General features: G+C 42.9%; 23 protein-coding genes, 1 pseudogene, 1 riboswitch and 1 other annotated feature (1 of these 26 only partly in view). Of the genes and pseudogenes, 2 read left to right on the top strand and 22 right to left on the bottom strand.

Annotation, left to right across the window (positions count from 1 at the left end; all coding sequences use genetic code 11):
* Positions 1-155 precede the first annotated feature (155 nt).
* The 5 genes and pseudogenes from DFO73_RS24205 to DFO73_RS24180 all read right to left on the bottom strand — a co-directional run bounded on the left by DFO73_RS24205 (position 156) and on the right by DFO73_RS24180 (position 5,417).
* Positions 156-1,622, bottom strand: a complete 1,467-nt coding sequence (locus DFO73_RS24205) for a SulP family inorganic anion transporter (RefSeq protein ID WP_110067262.1) — start codon at positions 1,620-1,622, stop codon at positions 156-158.
* A gap of 365 nt (positions 1,623-1,987) precedes the next feature.
* A complete protein-coding gene (locus DFO73_RS24200) occupies positions 1,988-2,638 on the bottom strand; it encodes a sulfite exporter TauE/SafE family protein (RefSeq protein WP_110067261.1) in 651 nt (216 codons plus the stop codon).
* Between the two features lie 54 nt (positions 2,639-2,692).
* A pseudogene (gene larC, locus DFO73_RS29525) lies at positions 2,693-4,201 on the bottom strand (nickel pincer cofactor biosynthesis protein LarC).
* Between the two features lie 25 nt (positions 4,202-4,226).
* Complete coding sequence (gene larB / locus DFO73_RS24185) at positions 4,227-5,003, bottom strand: nickel pincer cofactor biosynthesis protein LarB (RefSeq protein ID WP_110067287.1); 777 nt, start codon at positions 5,001-5,003, stop codon at positions 4,227-4,229.
* A 30-nt stretch (positions 5,004-5,033) separates the two neighbouring features.
* Positions 5,034-5,417: a VOC family protein gene (locus DFO73_RS24180; RefSeq protein ID WP_110067258.1), complete on the bottom strand. Its 384-nt coding sequence runs from the start codon at positions 5,415-5,417 to the stop codon at positions 5,034-5,036.
* 407 nt (positions 5,418-5,824) lie between these two features.
* Between DFO73_RS24180 and DFO73_RS24175 the strand changes: the two genes are divergently transcribed.
* Positions 5,825-10,336: a phosphodiester glycosidase family protein gene (locus tag DFO73_RS24175; protein WP_110067257.1), complete on the top strand. Its 4,512-nt coding sequence runs from the start codon at positions 5,825-5,827 to the stop codon at positions 10,334-10,336.
* A gap of 76 nt (positions 10,337-10,412) precedes the next feature.
* Here the strand turns inward: DFO73_RS24175 and DFO73_RS29520 are convergent, their stop codons facing one another.
* From DFO73_RS29520 to DFO73_RS24100, 17 genes are all read right to left on the bottom strand, one after another.
* Positions 10,413-10,592 carry a hypothetical protein gene (locus DFO73_RS29520; protein ID WP_258309736.1) on the bottom strand — a complete coding sequence of 60 codons (180 nt, stop codon included), beginning with the start codon at positions 10,590-10,592 and terminating at the stop codon, positions 10,413-10,415.
* 75 nt (positions 10,593-10,667) lie between these two features.
* A complete protein-coding gene (locus tag DFO73_RS29515; RefSeq protein WP_258309735.1) occupies positions 10,668-10,853 on the bottom strand; it encodes a histidine phosphatase family protein in 186 nt (61 codons plus the stop codon).
* Positions 10,854-10,930: 77 nt separating this feature from the next.
* Positions 10,931-11,071 carry a histidine phosphatase family protein gene (locus tag DFO73_RS29510; RefSeq protein ID WP_258309734.1) on the bottom strand — a complete coding sequence of 47 codons (141 nt, stop codon included), beginning with the start codon at positions 11,069-11,071 and terminating at the stop codon, positions 10,931-10,933.
* On the bottom strand, positions 11,068-11,787 hold the full coding sequence (locus DFO73_RS24165) for an ATP-binding protein (protein WP_110067256.1): 720 nt from the start codon (positions 11,785-11,787) through the stop codon (positions 11,068-11,070). Before DFO73_RS24165 ends, DFO73_RS29510 begins: the two co-directional genes overlap by 4 nt.
* Entirely contained in the window at positions 11,784-12,278 is a 495-nt protein-coding gene (locus DFO73_RS24160; RefSeq protein ID WP_110067255.1) for an ECF transporter S component, read from the bottom strand. Before DFO73_RS24160 ends, DFO73_RS24165 begins: the two co-directional genes overlap by 4 nt.
* Positions 12,279-12,863 (bottom strand): cob(I)yrinic acid a,c-diamide adenosyltransferase, encoded by a 585-nt coding sequence (locus DFO73_RS24155; protein ID WP_110067254.1) that lies wholly within the window; start codon positions 12,861-12,863, stop codon positions 12,279-12,281.
* A 16-nt stretch (positions 12,864-12,879) separates the two neighbouring features.
* Entirely contained in the window at positions 12,880-13,308 is a 429-nt protein-coding gene (locus tag DFO73_RS24150) for a bifunctional adenosylcobinamide kinase/adenosylcobinamide-phosphate guanylyltransferase (protein WP_110067253.1), read from the bottom strand.
* Positions 13,260-13,877, bottom strand: a complete 618-nt coding sequence (locus tag DFO73_RS24145; protein WP_110067252.1) for a histidine phosphatase family protein — start codon at positions 13,875-13,877, stop codon at positions 13,260-13,262. Before DFO73_RS24145 ends, DFO73_RS24150 begins: the two co-directional genes overlap by 49 nt.
* Positions 13,835-14,626 carry an adenosylcobinamide-GDP ribazoletransferase gene (gene cobS / locus DFO73_RS24140; RefSeq protein WP_110067251.1) on the bottom strand — a complete coding sequence of 264 codons (792 nt, stop codon included), beginning with the start codon at positions 14,624-14,626 and terminating at the stop codon, positions 13,835-13,837. Before cobS ends, DFO73_RS24145 begins: the two co-directional genes overlap by 43 nt.
* On the bottom strand, positions 14,613-15,470 hold the full coding sequence (locus tag DFO73_RS24135) for a cobyric acid synthase (RefSeq protein WP_110067250.1): 858 nt from the start codon (positions 15,468-15,470) through the stop codon (positions 14,613-14,615). The genes cobS and DFO73_RS24135 overlap by 14 nt, the downstream gene beginning before the upstream one ends.
* The gene (locus DFO73_RS24130; protein ID WP_110067249.1) at positions 15,467-16,042 is read right to left on the bottom strand and encodes a bifunctional adenosylcobinamide kinase/adenosylcobinamide-phosphate guanylyltransferase; all 576 of its coding nucleotides are present in this window, start codon (positions 16,040-16,042) and stop codon (positions 15,467-15,469) included. Before DFO73_RS24130 ends, DFO73_RS24135 begins: the two co-directional genes overlap by 4 nt.
* Complete coding sequence (gene cobD / locus DFO73_RS24125) at positions 16,024-17,100, bottom strand: threonine-phosphate decarboxylase CobD (protein ID WP_110067248.1); 1,077 nt, start codon at positions 17,098-17,100, stop codon at positions 16,024-16,026. Before cobD ends, DFO73_RS24130 begins: the two co-directional genes overlap by 19 nt.
* A complete protein-coding gene (gene cbiB / locus DFO73_RS24120) occupies positions 17,075-18,040 on the bottom strand; it encodes an adenosylcobinamide-phosphate synthase CbiB (protein WP_110067286.1) in 966 nt (321 codons plus the stop codon). Before cbiB ends, cobD begins: the two co-directional genes overlap by 26 nt.
* Positions 18,037-19,509, bottom strand: a complete 1,473-nt coding sequence (locus DFO73_RS24115; protein ID WP_110067247.1) for an adenosylcobinamide amidohydrolase — start codon at positions 19,507-19,509, stop codon at positions 18,037-18,039. The genes cbiB and DFO73_RS24115 overlap by 4 nt, the downstream gene beginning before the upstream one ends.
* Before the next feature lie 2 nt (positions 19,510-19,511).
* Complete coding sequence (locus DFO73_RS24110) at positions 19,512-20,570, bottom strand: FecCD family ABC transporter permease (RefSeq protein WP_110067246.1); 1,059 nt, start codon at positions 20,568-20,570, stop codon at positions 19,512-19,514.
* The gene (locus DFO73_RS24105; protein WP_110067245.1) at positions 20,536-21,510 is read right to left on the bottom strand and encodes an ABC transporter substrate-binding protein; all 975 of its coding nucleotides are present in this window, start codon (positions 21,508-21,510) and stop codon (positions 20,536-20,538) included. The genes DFO73_RS24110 and DFO73_RS24105 overlap by 35 nt, the downstream gene beginning before the upstream one ends.
* Positions 21,511-21,857: 347 nt before the next feature.
* Positions 21,858-22,044, bottom strand: a riboswitch (cobalamin riboswitch).
* A gap of 110 nt (positions 22,045-22,154) precedes the next feature.
* Positions 22,155-22,931: a hypothetical protein gene (locus DFO73_RS24100; protein WP_110067244.1), complete on the bottom strand. Its 777-nt coding sequence runs from the start codon at positions 22,929-22,931 to the stop codon at positions 22,155-22,157.
* Between the two features lie 402 nt (positions 22,932-23,333).
* On the opposite strand from DFO73_RS24100, the gene DFO73_RS24095 reads away from it, so the two are divergent.
* Positions 23,334-24,518 carry an FtsW/RodA/SpoVE family cell cycle protein gene (locus tag DFO73_RS24095; RefSeq protein ID WP_110067243.1) on the top strand — a complete coding sequence of 395 codons (1,185 nt, stop codon included), beginning with the start codon at positions 23,334-23,336 and terminating at the stop codon, positions 24,516-24,518.
* Between the two features lie 30 nt (positions 24,519-24,548).
* Positions 24,549-24,583: a binding site (T-box leader), on the top strand; it runs 197 nt beyond the window's last position.

The raw sequence follows: 24,583 nt of genomic DNA, 5'->3' as shown, positions 1-24,583 counted from the left end.
CAAAAAACCTCCCGGATATTTATCCAGGAGGTTTCATTCTTTATTTTATTATGACACAGAACCCTTCAGCCTTTTGTCAATTTTATGGGTTAGACTTCCTAAAACCTGACACACTCCTATGTAAAAAAGCACGTGAATCAATCACGTGCTTTTCATTAATGTCCGGATAATTTTGCACCAGGTTTACGGTGAACCGCCAAACGCTCAATTAAGTTGGAGCTCGGTGCATTTAATCCTGATAAACGGACCAATACTCCATTGTCCCGAAGCTTTAACACAATTTTATCTATAGCAGCGACACCTGAGTCATCCCAGACATGCGCCTGTGAAAAGTCAATTTCAACCTCTTTAACATCTCCGTTAAAGTCAAATGCTGCTATAAGTTCGTCTACAGAAGCAAAGAAAACCTGGCCAGTGACAGCGTAAATTTTCTTATCTCCCTCAATTCGTGAAGTAACATGAACCTTAGAAATTTTAGCAACAAAGAAGATCGCACTCAAAATAATACCAGCGAATACTCCTTTGGATAGATCGTGAGTAAAAACAGTTGTCACAGTAGTTGTTACCATAACAATGGAATCTGTGACAGGTGTCTTGGCAAGCCCCTTTATCGAAGACCAGTCAAAAGTTCCGATTGAAACCATGATCATGACACCTACTAATGCAGCCATCGGTATTTGAACGACAATATTGCCTAATACTAAAATCAAGAACATAAGGAAGGTACCGGCAACAAGTGCAGAAAGTCTGCCTCTACCTCCTGATTTAACGTTAATAACAGATTGCCCAATCATTGCACAGCCTGCCATGCCGCCGAATAAACCAGCCACGATATTCGCAATACCCTGTCCGCGGCTTTCCATATTTTTATCACTCGCTGTATCAGTCATATCGTCAACGATCGATGCAGTCAGCAAGGACTCAAGCAAGCCTACAATTGCAAGGGCCAATGAATAAGGGAAGATAATTTTTAGAGTCTCAAGATTTAATGGGACATCCGGGATAAAAAAGGTTGGCAATGCAGAAGTTAAGGCTCCCATATCTCCAACTGTTCGAACATCACTTTTCGTCATAATGGCAATGACCGTAATCACAATAATAGCCACTAGAGGTGATGGCACTGCTTTTGTTACCCTTGGGAAAATATAAATAATCGCTAATGCTCCGGCAACCATCGCATACATAACCCATGTAGCACTCACAAATTGCTCGAGCTGGGCCATAAAAATCAAAATCGCCAGCGCGTTAACAAACCCGATCATAACGGCACGGGGAATAAATTTCATAAAACGGGCCAATTTAAGCACGCCAAATAAAATTTGCAGAGCCCCTGTCAAAATGGTCGCCGCAAATAAATACTGCAATCCATGATCAGCAACCAATGTAACCATCAGTAAAGCCATCGCACCGGTTGCAGCAGAAATCATTCCAGGCCTTCCGCCAACTATTGCAATGGTCACAGCAATACAGAAAGAAGCATACAATCCCACCATTGGATCGACACCCGCAATAATGGAGAAAGCAATCGCCTCCGGAATTAGAGCCAATGCCACCACGATTCCGGCAAGTACGTCCCCTTTTACATTGCCAAACCATTGTTCTTTTAATGAATTAGCTTTCAAACAAACACCCCTTCTTCGAAAAGCGCAGAGCGCCTGATTTTCGGCGCTCCTGCTAGACGATATTATTTTTTATTGTAATGACTTTGAACTCTCATCAAAGTCGGGCCGACAAAAACAATAGAATCATATCACATTTGTCAGGAAATACAAGTTAGAATGAAAGCGTTTATAAACCATAAATTCTCTCGATACCTATTAAAATCTCTCTTTTTCTATTAGTAACAATATTTTTTACACACACATAAAAAAGGATCCGAATGATCAGGATCCTTTTAATCAAATAGATAGGTTACACTAGTTAATTTGGCAGCCAATTTCAAACACCGCTCTATGTGATCTCCTTTTAATTTCCGGGATAAAGCCTATTAAACCCATAATCCAAATAACCCCTCAGTTATGCCGAGGTTATACATATAATAAATTCCAAATAGAAAACTTACTGACCCGGCAGCTTGGGACAAAAACCGATTTAGTTTAGCATTCCCTTTGCTATAAACAAATGGAATACCAAGAATCGTGGTAAAGGTTAACATGCCAAAGATAGTTCCCAGTCCAAATATCCCTATATATAATGCACCTTCCCAAACAGTCGACACCGCTGACATGGTCAATAACACCATTGCTGCACTTCCAGCAAGGCCATGAATGAACCCGATAATGGTCACTTTAATTAGCGATGATTTTTCCCGGGATTCTGTATCCCTGTCAGAATCTTGCTTTTTCATAAAAAGCAAACTCTTAATGCCTAAGTAAACCAGCATAATGCCGACCAGAAACTCAAGGGACATTGCCCATTTATCTGTCAGCTCTCCTTTCATGAGAATGAAAGCCATACCCACAATAAAGAGAGTAATCGTGTGTCCGATTCCCCAAAACACACCTGTTAAAGTGGAACGCAATAATTTCTTGCTCTTTCCTACCATAGTTGAAACAGCAATAATATGATCGGGTTCAATTGAATGCTTAACCCCTAAAATAAATCCAAGAAACAATACTGAAATCAAACTCATAACCATGTTAACTTTTCTCCCAGCTTCCTAATTTCATGCTGACATTCATTTGGACTGAATCTAACTATTTTCATCATAGGCTCTCCATATCTGTTCATAGACCTTTTTCAAAGGGATGTTATGAAGGACGGCAATCTTTTTGCATTCCTCATATTCCGGGGCTCTTTGGACCACTTCCCCCTTATATATTCCCTCTTTTACCGTCACTGTTCCCCATTCAACGCTCACCTTCTTAAAGGTTCGTTCCAATCGGTGAACCGTTAAGGGGTAATATCGTATACCGAGAGTGGTCGTCTCAGCAAATAAGATGTCTTTCATTTTATTCACCTTTGCCTGCGAACAAAGCAGCTGCAATAATACTCCAGGCCTATTTTTCTTCATATAGATTGGAGTGTAGAACACATCGTTTGCTCCTGCTTCAAACAGCAGATCCATGACATGGCCCAGCCACTCCCCGGGTATATCATCAAGATTGACTTCCATTTTATACATTTGATCATCCATATGCTCATGGTCAGGCGGAAGTTGAGTAACCATTTCACTCACTCCTCTCATTCTTAGATGGAACGTCTACTCGCCGATAATGACACGCAGGACATTGGGATGGTTTTTAAAGGTTTTAGTTCCGGCTCCATAGCCAATGGATTGAACTTTCATTGAAGGTATCGAACAAAACTCCTCTGCCAGTACAGAAACAATTGCGGCGCCTGTTGGCGTGGTAAGCTCCGCTCTTACATCCGATTGTTCGATTGGAACGCCTTTTAATATTTCAAGCGTAGCAGGTGCAGGCACAGGATATATCCCATGATCAATATGGATTCTTCCCTTTCCAACCGGAACCGGCGAAGACGTAATTTTGGAAATATCTAACTGGTCTATTAAAATGGCAGCACCGATAATATCAATAATTGAATCCACCGCTCCCACTTCATGGAAATGGACTTTGTCCAATGGAAGTCCATGGATCAGACCCTCCGCTTCTCCAATTTTCCGGAAGATTTTTAGCGCCATATCCTCAACTTTGGGGTTGAACCCTGCTGCTTTTATCATCTTTGCAATATCCGAATAGGATCGGTGATGATGATGGTCGTGGTTATGATCATGATGGTCGTGACTGTGGCCGTGTTCATGTTCATGATGGTGGTCGTGGCTATGGCTGTGTTCAAGCCCGTGATGATGATCATGGCTATGGCTGTGTTCGTGCTTGTGTTGATGATCATGGCTATAGCTGTGTTCATGCTCGTGTTGATGATCATGGCTATGGCTATGTTCAAGCCCGTGATGATGATCATGGCTATGGCTGTGTTCTTCGTGCCCGTGTTGATGATCATGACTATGGCTGTGTTCTTCGTGCCCGCGTTGATGATCATGGCTATGGCTGCGTTCATGCGTATGTCCATGGCCTTGACCTTCATTCAATAACACCACATCAAACTTGGTGCTTGTAATGCCATTTTTCACAACCCTTTTCCACTTCAGCTCATATTCATCTTCAATATCCAGCTTCTTTAATTCTTCAACTAGAACGCTAGGATCTGCCCCCGCATTAATTAAAGCCCCTATAACCATATCTCCGCTCATTCCTGAGAAACAATCAAAGTAAAGTATCCTCTTCATTAATCCCGGCCCCTTTTTGTGCTATTCGATGGATGAGAACCGCGTTGTATCCGCCGCCAAATCCATTGTCAATATTTACTACGCTAATTCCTGACGCACATGAGTTCAGCATCGTGAGCAATGCTGATAGCCCATTGAAATTCGCACCGTAGCCAATGCTCGTTGGAACGGCTATAACAGGATGGGAAACCAGTCCTCCAACCACACTCGGGAGAGCTCCTTCCATTCCTGCCACAACTACGGAAACAGTGGCATTCTGGATTTCTTCCGCATGATTTAAAAGCCGGTGGATTCCCGCAACCCCTACATCATAGAAACGGCGGACCTCACTTCCGAGCACTTCTGCAGTAAGAGCCGCCTCTTCAGCCACCCTTAAATCTGAAGTCCCTGCTGCAACGACTGCAATATAACCTTCTGAGCTTTCGCCAATATTCTTTTCATCTTTCCAATAGAGAATTTGTGCCACTTCATGATAAATAAATTCAGGACACTCGAGTAAAACCGCTTTCGCCTTTTCATTAGAGATCCTGGTAACAAGAACCTGATTATTTCTTGCTCTTAGAGATTGAATAATTGAAATGATTTGATCAGCTGTCTTGCCTTCCCCAAAGACCACTTCCGGGAAACCCTGCCGCTTCTTCCGATGATGATCCACTTTGGCAAAACCCAGATTCTCAAAGGTTGCCAGCTGATCCTTTGCGTCTGAAACGCTAAGGGTTCCCCTTTGAACTTGCTTCAAAATGTTTTCTAGAATGAGAAACAACTCCCTTTTTTTAGATCTTATTTATCCAATAGGCGAACAAATTTCGATATAATGTCCATCCGGATCTTCCACATAAGCCACCTTCTGCCCCCAGGGCTTTTCAATCGGCTCCAGCAGGATAGGAACGCCTGCTCCCTTTAACTTTTCTACAACAGCTTCCACCTCTTCCGTTACGAAACCAAGCTCGAAGGTCTGCTCCTTTCTCACCCCATCCGGAATCGGAAGCCCCGTGACCTCACGCCCGCCTTCTCTCGTATTAAATGAAAGAATCGTACTGCCAGTATCATATTCTATGTATGTTCCAAACTCATTCCGCAGTTCCAGGCCAAGCAGTTCTCCATAGAACTGTTTCGTTTTGTCCAGGTTTTCCGCGTATAAAATTACATAGCCCATTTTTAGATTCATACCGTTCACCTTCCTGTTAATTACTGTGCTTTATATACATTCAATACATGAAGCGGATTACCCTTCAAACATTTTACATTACGGGTATATTGGCCCTTCGTTTCAATTTAACCTTTCCTTTTTCCTACTAAATAGCAGCCATTTGGTACGAACTTCACCAATTGGTATAGACAACTAGCTTTTTTAATGTTATTTTCTGACATATAAGAATTCATTGGAAAAAGGAGGGATATTTTTACTAATTCATAACCCCGCTCTTCTTCTGACATACTGTTCTGTACCTTTCTAACATTTCACAACTTTTTACTGGGTTTATTTACCTGAACTTTACACCCTCTACACCTCTAGTTAAACTTCCGCTGATACGCTAAAGATACATAAACCATTTCTAAGGGAGGTAATTTATTTTGTATCTTATTAAAAAGGGCTTCTTTTATTTTTTAGCTATATTGCTAGCTTCGCAGTCCTTTCTTTTTCATAAACCGTTAGACCAGAAAACAGCATCAGCAGCTTCCTTTTCGCTTGGATCGGTAATTGAGGAATGGACAAGGCCTGTAGCTACAGGTGTACACGAGACTGAGATGACTATTAATAGCGAAGCTGGCAGACAGGAAATATTTATCATGAATATCAATACTGACAACCCGGACATACATATTGAGGCCGGACTTCCAAACGGGAAGGACTTTGGCATGCAGACTGTCAGTGAACAGGCTTCCTCTGTTTCCAAACCGGGGCACGTTGTGGTAGGAGGCGTTAATGGAGATTTTTTTAATACAGCCAATGGAATCCCCTTAGGCCCCGTTATTCATGAAGGGAAAATTCTAAAGGCCTCCAATACCGAAACCTTTGGAATAAAGGAAAATGGAAAAGCTATCATCGGCTATCCAAATCCTTCATTTTCAGCCGTAATTAGGGAAATAGAAACAAAGATTCATAGTCTGAACGGCACACGGGGAGCCAATCAGCTGGCTGTGTACACTTCTAATATGAAAATGACAGGCACAAATCATGAAGGCACCGAGGTACTACTCAGTGAAGTATCCGGCGATATCCGCGAGCCCGGCACCCTTACTGCTAAAGTTGAAAAAGTGATGGTAAACCAGGGGAACTCTGAAATTCCCGATGGAAAACTTATACTTTCAGGAAGCGGCACTGCCTCAGAAAAGTTGAAAACATTGGCCTCCGGAGAGGAAATAGAGCTTAAAACAGAGGTCGCTGCCGGCTGGGAAGATGTTAAACAAGCATTGGGCGGACGCATTACTCTTATTAAAAACGGGCAAAAGGTCCAGTTTGCTGAAAGCTCCTTCACAACAACAAGAGCACCAAGAACTGCTGCAGCCATAAAGGCAGACGGCAGCATTTTCTTTCTTGTACTGGATGGAAGACAGCCCGGTTACTCGGAAGGGGTTACTGTTTTTGAGTTAAGAGACTTACTTTATGAACTTGGTGCCGTTGAAGCATTAAATCTAGATGGCGGCGGATCCTCCACCTACTTATCGCGGACAAACGGAGAGGATGGACTATCGCTTGGCAACCAGCCTTCTGACGGGAATGAGCGGGGCGTTGCAAACTCTTTTCTTGTCGTATCCACAGCTCCGCAAGGTGAACTTCAGCAGCTTGCTGTCCAGCCAGACCATTTATTAATGCTCGCCGGAAGCACTTACGATTTTAATGCAAAAGGCATGGACACGGCCTTTAACCCAGTACAAATAACCAAAGAGCCAAACTGGAGTATGTCTGATCAAGCTCTTGGCACCATTTCAGCGGATGGAATCTTCACAGCGGGAGAAGGCCCAATGTCCGGACAATTGCTTGCAGGTTTATCAGGCGCCAAAGGTGCATCTGAAATAACTATAGTAAACCAATTGTCCGATCTCCAGCTTCCGCAGGATACCCTTACAGTTAAACGCGGAGATGAAATTAAATTAGACGTAAAAGCTATCTTAAATGGAAGAGCGGTTCATGCAAATCCCTCAAACTTTAAATGGGAAATTATTGGTGATATAGGTTCTGTAGATAAAAATGGCGTGTTTAAAGCTTCTCGTGAAACAGCAGAAGGCTCCATTACAGTACGCTATGGCGATAAATCCGATACAATTAATATTCAGGTCGGCAAAATGCCGGTGATATTGGAAACCTTTGAAAATGGACTGGACCAATGGACTTTCAGCGGTGCCCGTTATCAATCGGTTGCTATTCGGCAAACTACCTACCCAGAACCTGCACGTTTTGGAAACCATGCACTTGAACTAAAGTATGATTTTACTGGAACAATCGGAACATCCGGAGCTTATGCCTATCCGAAGGAAGATATCATTATTGAGGACTATCCGGAAACCATCGGAATGTGGGTATATGGAGACGGCAACGGCCATTGGCTGCGTTCTCAGTTAAGGGATGGGAATAATAATGCTTTTCCAATTGACTTTGAAACAAATATGGATTGGAAGGGCTGGAAATATGTCGAGGCAAGCGTTCCTCCCGGAAAGGAAACTCCTTTAAAGCTTGATCTTGCTGTCCGTCTGATGGAAACAAGCAATGATAATAAAAATGCCGGAGCCATCTATGTTGACAATATCCGGGCCGTTTATGGAGAAACAAATGATGACTTAATGAATCCGGAAATTTCACAAATATATCCTGCTGAAAATGAAGTGATCCCTGCTAACGAGCTTAAGATTAGTGCAGTTGCAAAGGATAATGAAAACGGAACAGGCATCAACCCATCACGAATAAAAATGTACCTTGATGGCAATGGTGTAATGCCAGAATTTAATGAAGAGACTGGTGAAATTGCCCATACTCCTTCACAGCCACTTTTGGATGGCTATCATGAGGTTAGAGTTATTGTCCAAGATCATTTCGGAAACGAAAGCGAACGGGTCTGGCAATTTGAAATTGACAGCGGCAGCACTGGATTAAAGCCTGTCTTTGAAACAGAAGCGTATTTGGGCAGCCCTTATGAAGTTCTGCTTCAAACAAACCAGCTGCATAATATGAAAACACTAAAACTGCATTTTAGTTTTGATAACAAGAAGGTTCAGCCTCAACAAGATAAGGTTTTGCTCGATAATAGAATATCGGAAGAGCATATTGCAAAAAACGAAATAACAAAAGACGGCCAAATTTATCTGGAGCTTAAGGACATCCAGAATATTGAAGGGGCTCAAGAAATTAAAGAACTCGGAAGGCTTCCTTTCCTCATCCCGGCTAATAGTATCGAGCCTATTGAAATAAAATTTGTTGAAGGCACTTCGGTACTGCAAGAACGTAAAGAACCTGTGTCTATTTATATGCCTGATATCAAGGCTGTTTTAAAGGCTCACTATAAAATAGATGTAGACCGTGCGTCTGTAGGGTTTGACGCCAACATCACCGTGAAAAGTGAAGATGGAAAAGCGGTAAATGGTGCTGCAGTTAAGGTTTTATCACCTAACCATAAACTGGCTAATGTGAAGGAAAAAGAATCTGCTCTTTATGAAAGCCCTGATATGGGCAGCAAAACCATTGCACTGCTGAGCAAACACGCCAGTGCAGTGGTCGAGCAACAGCAAGGCGATTGGACAAAGGTGAAATACGGACATTTTGAAGGATGGCTGAAGACAAAAGATGTCGAGGTTTCTCCTTGGATTCTTGGAACAACAGATCAGGAAGGGAAAATAAAAACGGACCGCCTTTCTATCATTCCTTCTGATCTTATTATTCAAGTCCAAAAGGAACAGAAATACAGTTTTATTACCAATGTAAAAGTGCTTGAACATCTCGGCTCACAAAAACCAGAGCGTTTAAACCTAACATTTAGCGAGCAAGGCAACAGCATGAATATCACCTGGACGACTTCTCCCCTGACGGCAAATTCGGTTGTTGAGCTTGTTGAAACCGAACACTATGAGAAGTCAGGCTTTGAAGGCAAGGAAGTAAAAACAGTAAAAGGCAAAAGCAGTGAGTATGCTTTTGATGCTGGTGAAGTTCAGGTCCATTCAGCCTCTATTAATGGACTGAAACGGAACACCTCGTATACCTATCGTGCTGGTGATGGTTCAGAAGAAGGCTGGAGTGAAACGGCAGCTTTTACTGCAAGAAGCAGAGATAATAATCCATTTAGCTTTATCTTAATGGGAGACACACAGGCTCCACCTAATCAGACAGAAAATGGCTTTGGAATTTTCACAGAGCTCTTCCAAAAAGCCAAACAGGAAGATCCGGATGCTTCTTTCATGCTTCACGTTGGGGATATGATTGATGATGGTAACCTTTACACCCATTGGAATGCTTTCTTTGAATCCATGAAAAACCCTAAGTTGGCACCTTCCACACCGTTTGTTCCAGCTGTTGGCAACCATGAAAACATTGGGACGGGCGTGGAAACCTTCAAGCATCTATTTAAATTACCTCAGAATGGACCAGAGAAATTTAAAGGTACTGTGTATTCCTTTGATTATGGAAATGCACATTTCGCTGTCATGAATACTGAAACTTCAAAAGAAGGCCTTCTCGAGCAAGCCGAATGGCTGAAAGAGGATATGGCTGGAACAGATAAAAAGTGGAAGATTGTTGTTTACCATCGCTCCCCATATTATTCGAATCCAGCAGGCGGAAGTGAGATGGTAAAAGAAGTATGGCCATCTATATTTGATGAATTGGATATTGACCTTGCAATATCCGGCCATGATCATTCCTATGTACGCACCTTCCCGCTCAAAAATGGAGAAAAAGCAGAAAACGGCACCACCTATGTGATAGCCGGATCAACCGGGAAAAAGTTCTACGCAGCAACACCACAGCCATATATGGATGTATACTTTGATGAAGACACTCAGGTCTATACTAATGTTTCCATAGATGACCAAGGTATAAATCTGATAGTCAAAACAAGAGATGGCAGAATAGTTGATCAGCATTCAATTAAGAAATAAAGTTTGGGCATCCGGGTTCCCGGGTGCCTTTTTATTAATAGCATCCGAATGGTTTCCTCTGAGAAGAATGAAAGGGTTAAAATCCCGCTAAAATAAAAAGCAGGCTCGCTTTCCGGCGGGCCTGCTTGCAATCTGCCATGCATCCTTCTACGAGGAATTCTTTTTTATCACTATGTATTCTTAAAATGGTAAGGCTTGTTCCATGGATGAATGGCGGATCCCAAATACGCTCAACGGAAGCATTACGGCAAAGCATAAAGAGAGCTTTCACTCCCGCTGTATGCTTGACAACCAGAACAATGCCTGAAGGTATCGTTTTTTCTAAATCGATTTAAAACGCTCCGACACGGTTTGCTACATCAAGAAAGCATTCTCCCCCAACACTTTCGTAAGATGCAGGCCTATTCCAGCAGGCATCATACTTTCCCGGATCTCTCTCTTTTATCTCAAATTCGTTTTGTCCCTGCCAGGCTCCTAGATCAATCTCCATTAATCTTTCATCAGTTTCAATCGGCACCGGCTTTTTTCTTTTACCAGCTCTGCCTTATGCAATGTCCGATTGCCAGGAATTGATACGCTTAAAGTTTATGTCTTTCAGTTTTCCCCTAACAACAATGCCTCCGGCTTTCCTTTTCCGGTTAAATCCGAATCGAGGTGCCCCTGCATTCTTTTTTCTTTATTCCATTCTGTTTCACCATGTCCCGTCACATATACAGTAGGCATTATATTTTTCAAAACCCTTCTGCCAATAGATAAAAATAACTTCCTGCCAGCAGCCTAATCTCCTCCGCGTTCTCTTGAGGAAAGACGGCTATAAAGCAAGTAGATGGGCCTGCCGATTTATGAATATCCAAATCTGTTTTTAAATCCATGTCACTGAACACCTTACTGAAAAACAGCCCATTAAGCTCTGCAAGGATACCCTTTGACCCAACCGGAAGAGTCACAACATCACCAAGGGAATTCACCTCCTGGAAAAGATTCAGGGGAGCAGCCTCAGACTCTCTCCTGATTACCTCTTCTCCAACTAAAGGAGAACCAATGACAGCAATGACTGTTTGATCATTATAAGCGATTTTCTCTGTACCGCCATTCCCCTTCTTTTTTCCAAGAACAGATAATCCAACAGCAGACTGCTGCAGGGCAAAGTTGCTTTCAGTGCTGCCGCTAATCTCAAGGTCGCCGATACCCAATTCGCCAACACCACGTTTAATTCCTTTAACTAGACCTTCCCAGGCACCATCTCCGCAAAAATTCTGCAGAATAACCGCAAAGGGCTCTGCTCCTGCTGACAAACACTCCATGACTGCAACACGAAAGGAATAGTAAGCAACAGTTTCATAAGACACTTTAACTGCGTCCTGGTCTTTTTCGCCAATTGCGCCGCTGTTATCACTGGCAATGACTATGGACTCCTCTGAACTGACAGGAAAGATTAGTACATCCCTCATTGCCCTTCACCCGTTTTAGAAAAATAAGGTTCGACAAACCTTGCCAGCCTTGGTATCGCTATATAAGCAATAGCCGTATTTAAAACGGAACCTATAAATAAGGAAGGCACAATTGCCAGGTAAAAAGCTTTGCCCATCAAAAATATAAAAGGGAGCGGCGCAGCAAAAGCATTGCCTAGCACAAATAGCATCCCAGCCTGCCAGCGCTTGCCTCTCCGGAATAGAAAGCCAAACACAAAGGCTAACAAAGCCATTTCTCCAGCAATGAGGAAATGAAGCGGACCAAGCGGCATACCGCCAATCATTGCGGAAATCAGATGGCCAATCGAGGCAACAATAGCTCCGCCAGATCCGCCAAGCAAAACAGCTGCAAGCAGAGCAGGAAAGGCGTCCAGAGCCACGGTCCCAATAATTGCAGGGACTTTAATAGCTGCTCCAACAGCTGTCAAAGCAACCAGCATTCCAGCCATGGCCATTCTCATGCTTTTCATTTATTTATCCTCCTTGCGCTTTCCTTCCCGGAATACTTTCGCGCTTCGTACATACTCAACATCTTTTTCGTTCATGCGGAAATTAATGACTCTTGCCAGGGCGAAGAAATAATCGGATAATCGGTTCAAGTATTTTAAGGCAACTGCAGAAGTCTCCGGATCTGCCTTCCTTAATGACACAACCAATCTTTCCGCTCTTCTCGTTACCGTTCTTGCTATATGGATAGATGCAGAAGCAGGAGTTCCTCCAGGCAAAATAAACCTTTCCAGCTTAGGTGCTTCCTCAATGAATGCATCGATTTTAGCTTCCAAATAATCAATCGATTCCTTGGTCAGCTTCAACTCCCGATTCTTCGAGACATTTGCCAAGTCTCCGCCGCAGTCAAAAAGCTCGTGCTGAATCTTTTCCAGATCTGCCAAAACATCCAGAAAAACAGCTGAATCAAGCTGTGTCATGGCCTGACCGACAAAGCAATTTACTTCATCCACTGTTCCATATGCCTCAACCCTTACATCATCCTTCTCCACTCTGCCTCCGATAATGCTCGTTTTCCCCTCATCACCTGTTCGTGTATAAAGCTTCATAAACAAATTCCCCATTTCATTTTATTTTTCGGCTTATGCCATACCAGATTAAATCTACCCTGTCAGAAAGGACTGCGGTATCCTGATAGGCCCAGCCAGTTATATCCCGCCACTTTCTGTCTTCTGCTTCCATGGGAACAATGCCTTTAGTAATATCCGTTCCTATTAGAATAATTTCTCTATGGATATCTTCTTTTTCCCAATCAAGCCACTCCCTTAGATGATTCTGCCATCTGGTTCGAACCTCATTGTCACCTGATTCCTTTAACCAATCCCGGATCCAAACCTCAATGCCCTCCATTACAACAAGACCATTTTTATGAGAATCAGTGACTGTTTCACCCTTGTAGGCAGAGACCCACTGGCACGGAACATTCTCCAGCTGATAAAAATTCCTCACCCATCTGGATTTTCCGTTAAAGGCGCCACCCGTAACAAAGTGCATCTCTCACCCCTCCTTAACTCTTCCTGATTCCATACAAGCTCGTATCCTTTTCCAAAGAGGATATGCCATTCCCAGAATTTTTTGCCATCAGGTCCATATTTGCTTAACAGGTACCGGATCACACCGCCATGCGTTACAAGTGCTGCTTTCCGAATCCCATCTTCCAGCATTCTATTAATCAGCTTTTCCCAGCCCCTATCAACCCGTTCCGAAAATTCCTCGAATGATTCCCCTCCGGGCACCTTTTCTAAAAAAGGGGCTTCTAGCCATCTTTGATAATCGGCATCATCTTTTAATTCTTCATAGGTTCTGCCTTCCCAATTGCCAAAATAACATTCCCGCCATTCTTTGCTTATTTCCAGTTTGTTTCTTGGAAAGAGCATTTTAGCTGTTTGCTGACACCTTCCTAAATCACTGGATTGAACCAATTCATAACCGGCAGGAACTTCAGCTATTTTTTCCTTATCGATGGGGCATAGTGGGGAATCCGTCCAGCCAAGGTAGGCATGCCGCTTATTGGCCTCTGTCAACCCATGGCGAAATAGTGCAATAGCCACACAGCCATCCATAGTAAAACCTCCGTTCCTTCTACACTTGCACCCAGGACATCTCCTGTCATGCCACCAAACCATGTATTAACTTTTTTTGATAGGAAAAAGAAAAGCAGCACGGAAATCACTATCATTATAAGAACTCCAAACAGAGCTGGTTCCATAAGCAGTCCCGCTGCTCCGGCAATTATCAGCAGATAGATGGGATAGATATACAAAGTTTTACCGGAAGCCGCCTGCTGAAATAAGAATCCGAGGCCATCCTCCTTGGCGGCCTTAACCTTCAGCAGCAGTATTCCCATCATCATTTTTCCGAAAAAAGGGATCAAGGCTATTAAAAAGTAAGATACAGAACTTGCCAGCAGGATAATTTCATAGATGAACAGAAAGCGAGCGCTTAATAAAACAAGTACGGATAACACACCAAATGCTCCTGTTCTCGGATCACTCATGATTTCGAGCCTTTTTTTCCGATCGCGATAAGAAAAAAAGGCATCGCTCGTATCCATCCACCCGTCCAAATGAATGCCGCCAGTCAGTACTATTCCTGCGAGCCAAACTGTAAATGCAGCTGCTAAAATTGAAAAAGGAGACCATTCAAGAAAAGTATAAAGAATAAAGGCATAAAGGCTGCCCTGAAACAGTCCAACTAGCGGAAATGTTCTAATCGCCTTCTCAAGATGATCCCTGTCCATCGGAAGGGCTATCGATATAGGGATGCTTGTGAAAAATTGAAGATTGATCAATAATCCCTTAAGCGATTTCATCGCTGGTTCTCCAATTAAATACGATTTCCTTCAGCTTTTCCCAATCAAGATGCTTCAGCATACCCTTGGCCAGTTCATCATACCTTTTATCGGCCACTTCCCCCTCAGCCTCATTACTATCAAAGCTGGAGAGTGAATCCTCAACTGGAATGTGATGATTATTTATGTATGGAAGTACACCAATTACAGGAAGCTTTGTTTTATCTTCAATCCACTTGATTCCATCCTCGAACAGCTCGGGTTTACCGTGAAATTTATTAATAATAATGCCCTGTACCCGTTGTCTTTCTTCTGGAGAAAGCAGCTCCAAAGTTCCGACAATGCTTGCAAACACTCCGCCCCTTTCAATATCGGCGACTAAAACCACCGGCACATCTGCCATCTCAGCTGCCTTCATATTGACGAGCTCTTTTTCTTTTAAATTGATTTCGACCGGGCTTCCCGCTCCTTCCAAAACGAGAAGATCGTAATCCCCGCCTAATTTCTCAAGGGCCATCTGAATTGTTTCCAGTCCTGCTTTATAGAAGGAATCCTTGTAGCCTCTCCCAGTAACCGTACCGATTTGGTCTCCAAGGAGAACAACCTCTGATTTTTGGTTTGGCTTAGGTTTTAAAAGGATCGGGTTCATCCACTCGCTTGCCGCAGTTTTTGCTGCTTCTGCCTGGAGCCCCTGGGCTCTCCCAATTTCCTTTCCTTCCTTTGTTGTATATGTGAAATTGCACATATTTTGCGATTTAAAGGGAGCCACCCGATATCCTTCGTTCGCAAATGCCCGGCATAAGGCAGTAGCGATCAGGCTTTTCCCGACATCAGATGATGTTCCCTGAATCATAATTCCTTTCATGCCGGTTCTCCTTTCATTTGAATCGGAATGCCTGCTTCAACGAGATATGCTTGGTTAGCTATTTCCACGATACTTTGATGAAGTCTGCCCAGCATTTCCCCATATGTAAACACCAGTTCATTCCCGCCAATCAGTTCGTTTAACACTTCATTGCTGACAACAATGATGGCTTTGCACCTCTGATGGATTTCAGCAATAGCCTGCAGAATACCAGAGGACACCTTCTCCTGAAAATCCTGTTTCCTCCATAGGTCTTCGGCCAAAAAAAGCTCATTATTTAAAAGAGTTGTCAAACAATCGAACAGAATAATATCATTTTCGCCAAAGAATTCAGAAATCTCTGCAAGCCCGGCAGGCTGCTCCCAGGTTATCCAGCTCATGCCGCTTTTTCTCCGGTCTTCCTTATGCCTCTGGATTCTTGCTTCCATCTCAGAGTCATACGCTTTACCTGCAGCAATGTAATGAAGGTTTCCGCCAGTCTGTTTTGCCAGGTCAGCAGCAACCTTTTCTGCAAAGGAGCTTTTTCCGCTGCGAACTCCCCCAGAAATAAAAATTAGCGAACCTTCCGCCATTCCTGTATCGCCTCCATCAGCCGGTCATTATCTTTCGGCCCTTTAATGGCAAAACGCAGCCATTTTCCTTCAAGTCCAGGGAAATTCATCGTGTGCCTAGGGATTATTCCTTTTTCAAGCAAAAATTGAAAGAGAGGGAGCTGAGCCTCCAATTTGGAATCCTTCAATAAATAAAAATTCACAGAAGAAGGGGAGACAGAAAAATCCAGCTGCCGATAAAAAAGAGCCAGCCTATCCCTTTCCTGTTTGATCAATTTCTTTGTTAATTGGACATGCTCTTCACTTTCAAGGCACCACTCTCCTGCTTTTAAAGCGAGAGCATTTACACTCCAGTGAGGTTTTAGGGCAGCCACCTTTTCAATTAAAATCTCGTTTGCCAGCAAGTAGCCGAGACGCAATCCGGGAATCGAAAACATTTTTGTCATGGAGCGTAAGACTATAACATGCATGTTGCTTTTTATTACAGGGATAAGAGATTGATAGTCGCAGACGAAGTCAAAAAAAGCTTCATCCATAACAAACAGACAATTATAAACCCTGCATCTTTCTATCAGTTCCTCCACAATCCCCGAGGAATAAAAAACACCGGTGGGGTTGTTTGGATTGCAGAAAAACAGAGCGTCCGCATCCTTTAGTTTTAAAGATAACGCTTCCATATCGAGGTTCCAGCCTTCAGGCTCCAGCTGATGATAGGCAACCGTGCAGCCGTTTACCCTGCAAGCCTCTTCATATTCCGAAAAGGCCGGCTGAATAATCAGCACTCTTTTTCCGGCTATCATCCTTGCAATTAGAGTAATCAGCTCGGCACCGCCATTTCCGACCAGGATCTGCGTTTCCTTTACTCCCTCTGCAGCGGCCAAGCTGCTTTTTAAAAGAGAGGCATTAGGATCCGGGTAATCTGTAATATAATCAAAAAGGTTATTCCACCTGGCTTTTAACTGCTGAGGAGGGCCAAGAGGATTTATATTCGCACTAAAATCTATCCGTTCTGCTGGCATTTTCTTATTCATAGCTTCATATAAATACCGGGGATTAGAGCCGTGTGAGGGCCATTTCAAGGAGCATCCCTCCTATCCAAAGTAAGAGTAAAAATATGAAAACTGTCCTTTTCATAATCGATATGCTTTTTAAAATATGTTCTTTTTCAAGAAGGACCATAGGGTTTCCCATTGTTGCCCTGTTGGAGATTACGCCTTTATAAAAATTTATTCCCCCCAACTGGACGCCAAGAAGAGCTGCCACAGCTGCTTCCCCCCAGCCGCTGTTGGGACTTGGATGCTCCCTTGCATCTCTAAGCAATATGCTCCAAGCATCTCCAGCTGAAGTATGTTCCGGCTTTTGGGTCAGCATGATGCAAACCGATGTTAACCTGCTGGGAATCCAGTTAGCGATATCATCAATCCTTGCAGATGCCCAGCCAAATTCTCCGTATCTTTCATTTCGATGACCTACCATGGAATCACATGTATTTATAGCCCTGTAGATAAGGGCAAGCGGAGCACCGCCAATGAATGCCCAAAATAACGGAGCAGTAATTCCATCGCTTGTATTTTCAGCCACCGTTTCCACTGCAGCCCTGACAATCCCGGGTTCATCCAGACTATCTGTATCCCTGCCAACAATATACGAAAGCTTTTCCCTCGCTTCTTTCATATCTCCTTTTGCCAGAGGTTCGTAAACATCCAGAGCCGCTTCTTTTAAGCTTTTTTGAGCGATGGCAGTGAAAATAAGGATTCCTTCTGCCAGGATGCCAGCGGCCGGGTGGATTCCATAGAAAAATCTGATGATTAAAAAAGAAATCCCTCCTGCCGCCAACAAGACGATTGCCAGCATGCAGGCTCCTTTTAATTTTCTCCATCGTCCTTTATTAAGCGATTTTTCAAGTTTATATATCAAAGCACCTATCCACCTTACAGGATGCGGCCAGTTTGGAGGGTCCCCTATCACCATATCAATGATATAGGCTAATGTAATAGCAATCAGGTGATGTAGGATCATTTTTTTATCCTTCTTTGTGAATTCTGTATCGCCATAACTGTACACTCATAGACACCTTTTCCAATCACTTTGCCAAGCGGTGTAATGGTTCCTGCATACTCAAGGTTCTCGCCCTGCTGAGTGGCAGCAATCAAAATACTATCTGTAGATGTTCCGGTTGCAATCGTCCCTGTTACAGAGTCCTTCACCTGCTGGTCATGCAGAGCCCTTGTCTTTGCCTCGGTTGCAGTCATGATACATTGAATAAAAGCTTCCTCTGTCAGGTTTCCATTAACGAAAACCCATGTATTGATCGTTCCAGGTGTCAGATGATGAGAATGCACTTCACTTTTCGAGGCGTCAACCGCATTGCCGACACCAGCCGTCACAACGATATAGACAGAGAATGTTTCTTCTTCATAAAGCTTGCAGCTAAAATCCTCCACATATACCGCTGTCATCATCCCCACTGTTTCTCCAGGCTCAAAGCCGATCTTTCTCACATATTCAGCCATCTCTGCCCTATGGTCACTGCAATCATAATTCTTGCTGACATGCCTGTTAATAAATATACGATTCCATCCTGATCCAGAGCCTGTTACTCCAGATGACATTGTTCTTAGCGGAATGGGTGAGCGAAGGACAATCAATCCATCCCTTAACTCAAGCCTGTTTGCATCTATTCGTAATGGAGGCTCCTCTCTAACATGAGAGCGTTCTGGTACAAGAACCATCTGCGGGGCTGGAACTCTTGGGTGCGGAAGCTTTTCAATTCTGGTCCTATAAACCTCCCGGATCCGGTCTTCTTTTAATACCTCATTTGGGACATGGTTAATATTGACTTCCCCATTCTCCAATAACAATAGGCGGTCGCAGTACAACCCCGCCAGATTTAAGTCATGGAAAATAGAAATGACTGTCAGCCCACAGTCTTTTGACCATACTGCAAGAAGGTCAAGCAGCTCTTTTTGATAAGACAAGTCGAGATGGTTTGTGGGTTCATCGAGCAATAGTATTTCAGGTTCCTGCGCAAGGGCCTGGGCTAAAAAAACCCTCTGCCTTTCACCGCCGGATAATTGCTGAATGTCATGATCTTGAAACTTGGAGATGCCCGTTTGTTCCATGACACGATTGACCGTAGCTTCATCTTCGTTTGTCCAGTTCTGAAACCAGCCTTTTTGATAGGCATACCTCCCGAGCGAAACCGTTTCCTTTACGGTATAAGAAAAAGCCTGGGAAGAATGCTGTGGGAGAACTGCAATAATTCTTGCCAGTTCTTTCGGTGTGTATTCTGACAAGTTCTTACCTTTTATCAGGATTCCACCCGACTTAATGGGCAAAATTCCGCTGAGCATTTTCAGGATGGTGGTTTTCCCGCTACCATTCGGTCCCAATATCCCGAAAAGCTCCCCTCTTCCAACCTCAAAATTAATATTTTTCACAACCGGTGCAGTGGCATATCCGCCAGTCACTTGTTGAACGCTAAGCATGGTTATCCTCTTCTTTCTGTACGTCTTTTCATTAAAATAATGGCAAACGCGGGTGCACCAATGATGGCGGTAATCACACCTATTGGAAGCTCGGTAGGTGCAATGATTGTACGTGAAACCAAATCGGCAATGATTAGGAAACCAGCTCCCATCAGAATCGAAAGAGGCAATAAATGCCTATGATCGGGCCCCCATAATAGTCGGGTCAGATGAGGAATGACCAGTCCAACAAACCCTATCGTCCCTGAAACAGCGACGGCCGCACCCGTTAATATGGAGCCAGCTATGAGGATCATCATCTTTCTTTTCTGAACATCCACTCCGATATGCTGGGCCTTATCTTCTCCAAAAGACATGGCATTAAGCTCTTTGCTGTTCACCAAAAGAAGTATAGCGCCTATTAAAAAGAAGGGAATGATAATTTTAATATATGCCCAACCCCTCATGGATACACTGCCAAGAAGCCATCCGATAATTTGCCTAAGCTCCTCTCCCGTCAAGGCGATCATAAGGGATATGAACGCACCAAGAAAAGAGCTGAAAATAATTCCTGTCAAAATAATCGTTTCAACTTTCATGGATCTTTCAATATTTCTAGCAAATAACAAAACGGCAAAAATGGTTAAAAAAGAAAAAAGGATACTGAATAAGGGCAGGGTAAACATGCCGGCAAACGGAATAGATAAACCTAAAAACAAAGTTAAAACAGCACCGAGAGAAGCTCCGGAAGATACTCCTATTGTATATGGATCTGCCAGAGGATTTCTTAATAAACCTTGAAAGGCGGCTCCTGCAATTGCAAGAGACGCCCCTACTAAGCCGGCCAGCAATACTCGCGGCAGCCGAATATTCATGATGATATTTGAATGCATAGTGTCTGTATTTTCTAATGAAATAAATGGAAGAATCTCAGCAGCTATCACTTTGATAATCGTCATAGCGGGAACAGATACCGTACCAATTGAAATCCCCATCAGCATAGCAGAGAGTAAAAATGCTGCCGCTAATACATAAGCTAATATTTTATTATTTAAATACATCCGGATATACTGCTTTTGCAAGTTCCTCGACTCCTTCAATAATACGCGGGCCAGAGCGGGTAACCATATCGGAATCTACTTCGATAACTTGCTTATTTTTCACTGCGTTTATATCCTGCCAGCCATCCCTGCTCATTACATTGCCAACAGCATCTTCAGTGTAATAACCATGAGTTGTGATGATCACATCCGGATTTCTTTCAATAATCGCTTCCGGATCCATTTTTGGCCATCCTTCTTCAGTTATGATATTTTTTGCATTTATTGCACTTAACATCTCGTCCATAAATGTATTTGTACCTGCCGTATAGATTTCAGGAGCAGGTGAAACTTCAACGAATACAGATTTACGATTCGCTTCTTTTATGCCTTGAGCTTTTGTTTTAATTTCATCAAGCTTGCTCTTCATGTCCGAAACAAGCTGTTCCGCTTGTTCTTTTTCTCCGGCCGCAGTTCCAACCATTTCAATGGAATCAAAAACCTGATCAAAGCTCTTCGCATCATTTACAACAAGCACTGTCACGCCAGCATCCCTTAATTGCTGAAGACCTGCTTCGGAATTATGTGCACTGGAAGCGTGAGCCAGGACAAGGTCGGGGTTTAAAGAGATAATTTTCTCCACATTAAAATCCATGCCCCCAATCTTTTCTTTCTCTGTGGCTTCCGCCGGGTAGTTATCAAAATCGGAGACTCCTACAACTTCCTCTCCCAGCCCCAATCCAAAAGCAATTTCTGTGTTGCTTGGAATCATGGAAACGATTCTTTCAGGCTTAGATTCAATGACCACTTTATTATCAAGAGCATCCTTTATGGTTACAGGGAATTCAGATTCTTCCTCCCCAGCAGACTGTTCTTCCTTAGCTGAATCATTCTCCTTAGGCTGCTCAGCACTCTCCCCGCATCCAGCCAGCACTCCAGCAGCCAGTATCATAGCCAATAACAACGAATAAAATTTCTTCATCCTTCATTCCTCCAATACTTTTCGACAAAATTCGGTGGTACCAAGAAGAGCGTAAGCACCTTGTTGCAGAAACACAGACTAAAGATGCCACGTCCTGCGGCACGTCTGCATGACCTGCATCCTGCAGGCCTCAAGCTCGTGACAAGCCTCACGGGAAGGTGTTCTTTACCTTTCTGGGAGGCTTGGCTTGTGGCCTCGGGGGGGAGGCGCTGAAGCTGGACATCTGGTACCAACAATATAAAAAAACATCTCCTCGAACGGCAAGGAGATGTTTGTGTGGTCATAATTCAGTTAATTCATAAAGAATTGATGGCCGGACCAAACACCTCCCTATCCTCGTAGGTTTAAGGGTGCTTTAGAATCAGGCAGGTCTCCTGGCTTATGGTCATTGCCGTTCTGCTCCTTCCCATACATATAAGTATAGTGGATTTACAGACAGCTCCCATTTACAGTGGCGGGACCGCGCTGGATTTTCACCAGCTTCCCTATTAAGTCTTCAAAAGAGTATATAACCTATGGTCCTTTACTCCCTTAAAAAAGACACCTGTTCTTTCGTGCATATTGAATTTTTTCTATTTCCGATTATACACCATACAATTAAAAATGTAAGAGAAATTTGCTGAATGCTGTAAAAAAGCAGTATTCTACCGGGAGTAAATCTTCCATTCCCTTGTTTTTTTATCGAAGACAATCTTGGCTTCACAAGGCTCCTTCACGATGGATTCATATTCATCATACATGTCATCCATGTTGGCAAAATCGCCAATAATCCAAATCGGAATTTCAATTCGCACCCGATTCTGGTCAATGTCCTTTATCGACAGGACTGCACCTTCTTTCATTAATGCCTTCAGTGAAAGAAGGACATCTCTTGAAATGGGTGGATACGTCCTTTTCTTTTTAATGCCGAGCAGCGTTTTTTCGACTTTCATTTGCCCCATTTTACCCGGAATCACTTCCCCGAGCATCCGATAAAAGTCATTCAGATCCCGATAATAAGTACGGTTAAACCAGCCGTCATCAATGGCAAGGTACACATACCGATTGCTCAAATAATTGTAAAACGGCGGCTTTAAGTGCTCTTTAACATGGCCAAGGTAAAGAAGCTCAGCGATCGACTGGCCCGGAAGCTCATTTACAGCTTCCTCTTCCTCAAAATCGATCCAGCAAAAATCGCCATAGCTGTATACATCATCTTGCACTAGCCTTCCCAGTTTGTCTCTTGACACGTAATCAAACATCGTATGCATATTGTAATCGCCATGTTCAAAACGGTGCTTAAGCAATAGCAGATTATTAATTGAATCTGAAAGAGTGTGGACAAACTCCGCGAATTCAATTCCATATGTCATAACATACTGATCCTGTTCATTAAGATGGATATAGATGAGATCACGAATAGTATGATTTCTTTTTTTCAATGGCGATACCTCCGAACCGTTAACAAGAGTAGTATATTCAATAAAAAAACAGCTTCTGACTTTGAAACTGTCTGCCTAACATTACGAGTATTTTCTTCTCTTATTGTAGCAAAAATATAAAAAAATATCTTTCCAGATTAGAAAAATATTATTAAATATCCCATTTTATTTCCATATAACCCATTTGCATTATTTCAAAATATAATGAATAAATTAATTATCGGAAAGCAACCTTTTCTTTGCCCCTTTATATTTTATGGAAAAGAAGGAAACTATCACACTCTTTAATTCGTCTAATTAATACCGGGCAATAAAGAAATCACATCGAAACTGCCATTGTAAGGGGCATTTTTCTTTGTTAGGATAAAAATGTAAAAAGGTAAAGAAACCAGGTGTGTATGGATGGACCAGACTAATAGATTTTCAGATCGAATTGATTGGACGTTATGTTTTCTATTGCTGCTATTTTTTCTCATTAGCTGTACCGCTATATACAGCGGGCAATCCTCCGATCAATATGCTGGCAACTTTGTTATAAAACAAATCGTTAACTATGTAATCGGAATTATTATTGTTGCTGCAGTTATGTATTTTGATAGTGAACAAATCAGGAAGCTTACCTGGTTCTTATACGGTTTAGGGATCATTTTATTGCTGGGATTATTTGTTGCACCGGAAAGCATAGCACCTGAGCGCAAAGGGGCAACTCTTTGGTATGTGATTCCCGGGCTAGGCTCCGTTCAGCCCTCCGAGTTTGTAAAAGTTTTTTTGATTATTGCTTTAAGCAAAATCATAACTGACCATAATCAAAAATATTTAAGTAAGACACTTGGTTTAGATTTTCTCCTTCTTATTAAGCTTGGGGCAGCGACATCGCTCCCCTTAGGGTTAATTATTATTGAAGACCTTGGAACAGCCCTGGTTATTGTCGCTATTCTAACAGGAATTATTCTTGTGTCAGGAATATCATGGAAGATACTTGTGCCTATCTATGGTTTTCTGGGAGCTATCGCCGGCACCATTCTCTATCTTGTTATACAGGCACCGGAGATTCTGGAGAAATACCTGGGGGTAGACCCCTACCAGTTTAGCAGGATTTATTCCTGGCTTGATCCTGTAAACCATAAGCAAGGAGCGGGAATGCAACTCTATAACTCTATGATGGCAATCGGGTCAGGCCTGATTTCCGGAAAAGGCTTTACTGACAGGCAGGTGTATGTCCCAGATGCCCACACTGATTTTATTTTCAGTGTCATTGGAGAAGAGTACGGCTTTTTCGGAGCGAGCGTTGTCATCAGCCTATTTTTTCTTCTAATCTATCATTTGACAAAAATAGCCTTGGAAACAACTGACCCATTCAATACCTATATATGTGTCGGTATCATCAGCATGATTACCTTCCACGTTTTCCAGAACATCGGGATGACAATCCAGGTTCTGCCGATCACTGGAATTCCACTTCCATTTATAAGCTATGGGGGCAGTTCGCTAATGGGAAATATGCTGGCAATGGGTCTGATTTTCAGCATGCGATATCACCATAAAACCTATATGTTTTCGACAGATTCAAATTTTCTTGCAAAATAATTACAGCAGAGTATAATAGCATTAATATATGTAGAGTCCATGATGAAGAGAGTAGCAAAAGACCC

The organism is Cytobacillus oceanisediminis, from assembly GCF_003182355.1.
In the GTDB taxonomy this organism is placed as follows: Bacteria; Bacillota; Bacilli; order Bacillales; family Cytobacillaceae; genus Cytobacillus; species Cytobacillus oceanisediminis_A.
Note: the sequence above shows the minus strand (reverse complement) of the source record. Positions and strands in the feature narration are given on the sequence as shown.

Bases quoted from the DNA above. Each gene is read 5' to 3' on its own strand.
- DFO73_RS24200 (WP_110067261.1), bottom strand. From the start codon at position 2,638: ATGGTTATGAGTTTGATTTCAGTATTGTTTCTTGGATTTATTTTAGGG.
- DFO73_RS24180 (WP_110067258.1), bottom strand. From the start codon at position 5,417: ATGAATCTAAAAATGGGCTATGTAATTTTATACGCGGAAAACCTGGAC.
- DFO73_RS29520 (WP_258309736.1), bottom strand. From the start codon at position 10,592: ATGCTTTGCCGTAATGCTTCCGTTGAGCGTATTTGGGATCCGCCATTC.
- DFO73_RS24165 (WP_110067256.1), bottom strand. From the start codon at position 11,787: ATGAGGGATGTACTAATCTTTCCTGTCAGTTCAGAGGAGTCCATAGTC.
- DFO73_RS24160 (WP_110067255.1), bottom strand. From the start codon at position 12,278: ATGAAAAGCATGAGAATGGCCATGGCTGGAATGCTGGTTGCTTTGACA.
- DFO73_RS24155 (WP_110067254.1), bottom strand. From the start codon at position 12,863: ATGAAGCTTTATACACGAACAGGTGATGAGGGGAAAACGAGCATTATC.
- DFO73_RS24150 (WP_110067253.1), bottom strand. From the start codon at position 13,308: ATGCACTTTGTTACGGGTGGCGCCTTTAACGGAAAATCCAGATGGGTG.
- DFO73_RS24145 (WP_110067252.1), bottom strand. From the start codon at position 13,877: ATGGATGGCTGTGTGGCTATTGCACTATTTCGCCATGGGTTGACAGAG.
- cobS (WP_110067251.1), bottom strand. From the start codon at position 14,626: ATGAAATCGCTTAAGGGATTATTGATCAATCTTCAATTTTTCACAAGC.
- DFO73_RS24135 (WP_110067250.1), bottom strand. From the start codon at position 15,470: ATGAAAGGAATTATGATTCAGGGAACATCATCTGATGTCGGGAAAAGC.
- DFO73_RS24130 (WP_110067249.1), bottom strand. From the start codon at position 16,042: ATGGCGGAAGGTTCGCTAATTTTTATTTCTGGGGGAGTTCGCAGCGGA.
- cbiB (WP_110067286.1), bottom strand. From the start codon at position 18,040: ATGATCCTACATCACCTGATTGCTATTACATTAGCCTATATCATTGAT.
- DFO73_RS24115 (WP_110067247.1), bottom strand. From the start codon at position 19,509: ATGCTTAGCGTTCAACAAGTGACTGGCGGATATGCCACTGCACCGGTT.
- DFO73_RS24105 (WP_110067245.1), bottom strand. From the start codon at position 21,510: ATGAAGAAATTTTATTCGTTGTTATTGGCTATGATACTGGCTGCTGGA.
- DFO73_RS24095 (WP_110067243.1), top strand. From the start codon at position 23,334: ATGGACCAGACTAATAGATTTTCAGATCGAATTGATTGGACGTTATGT.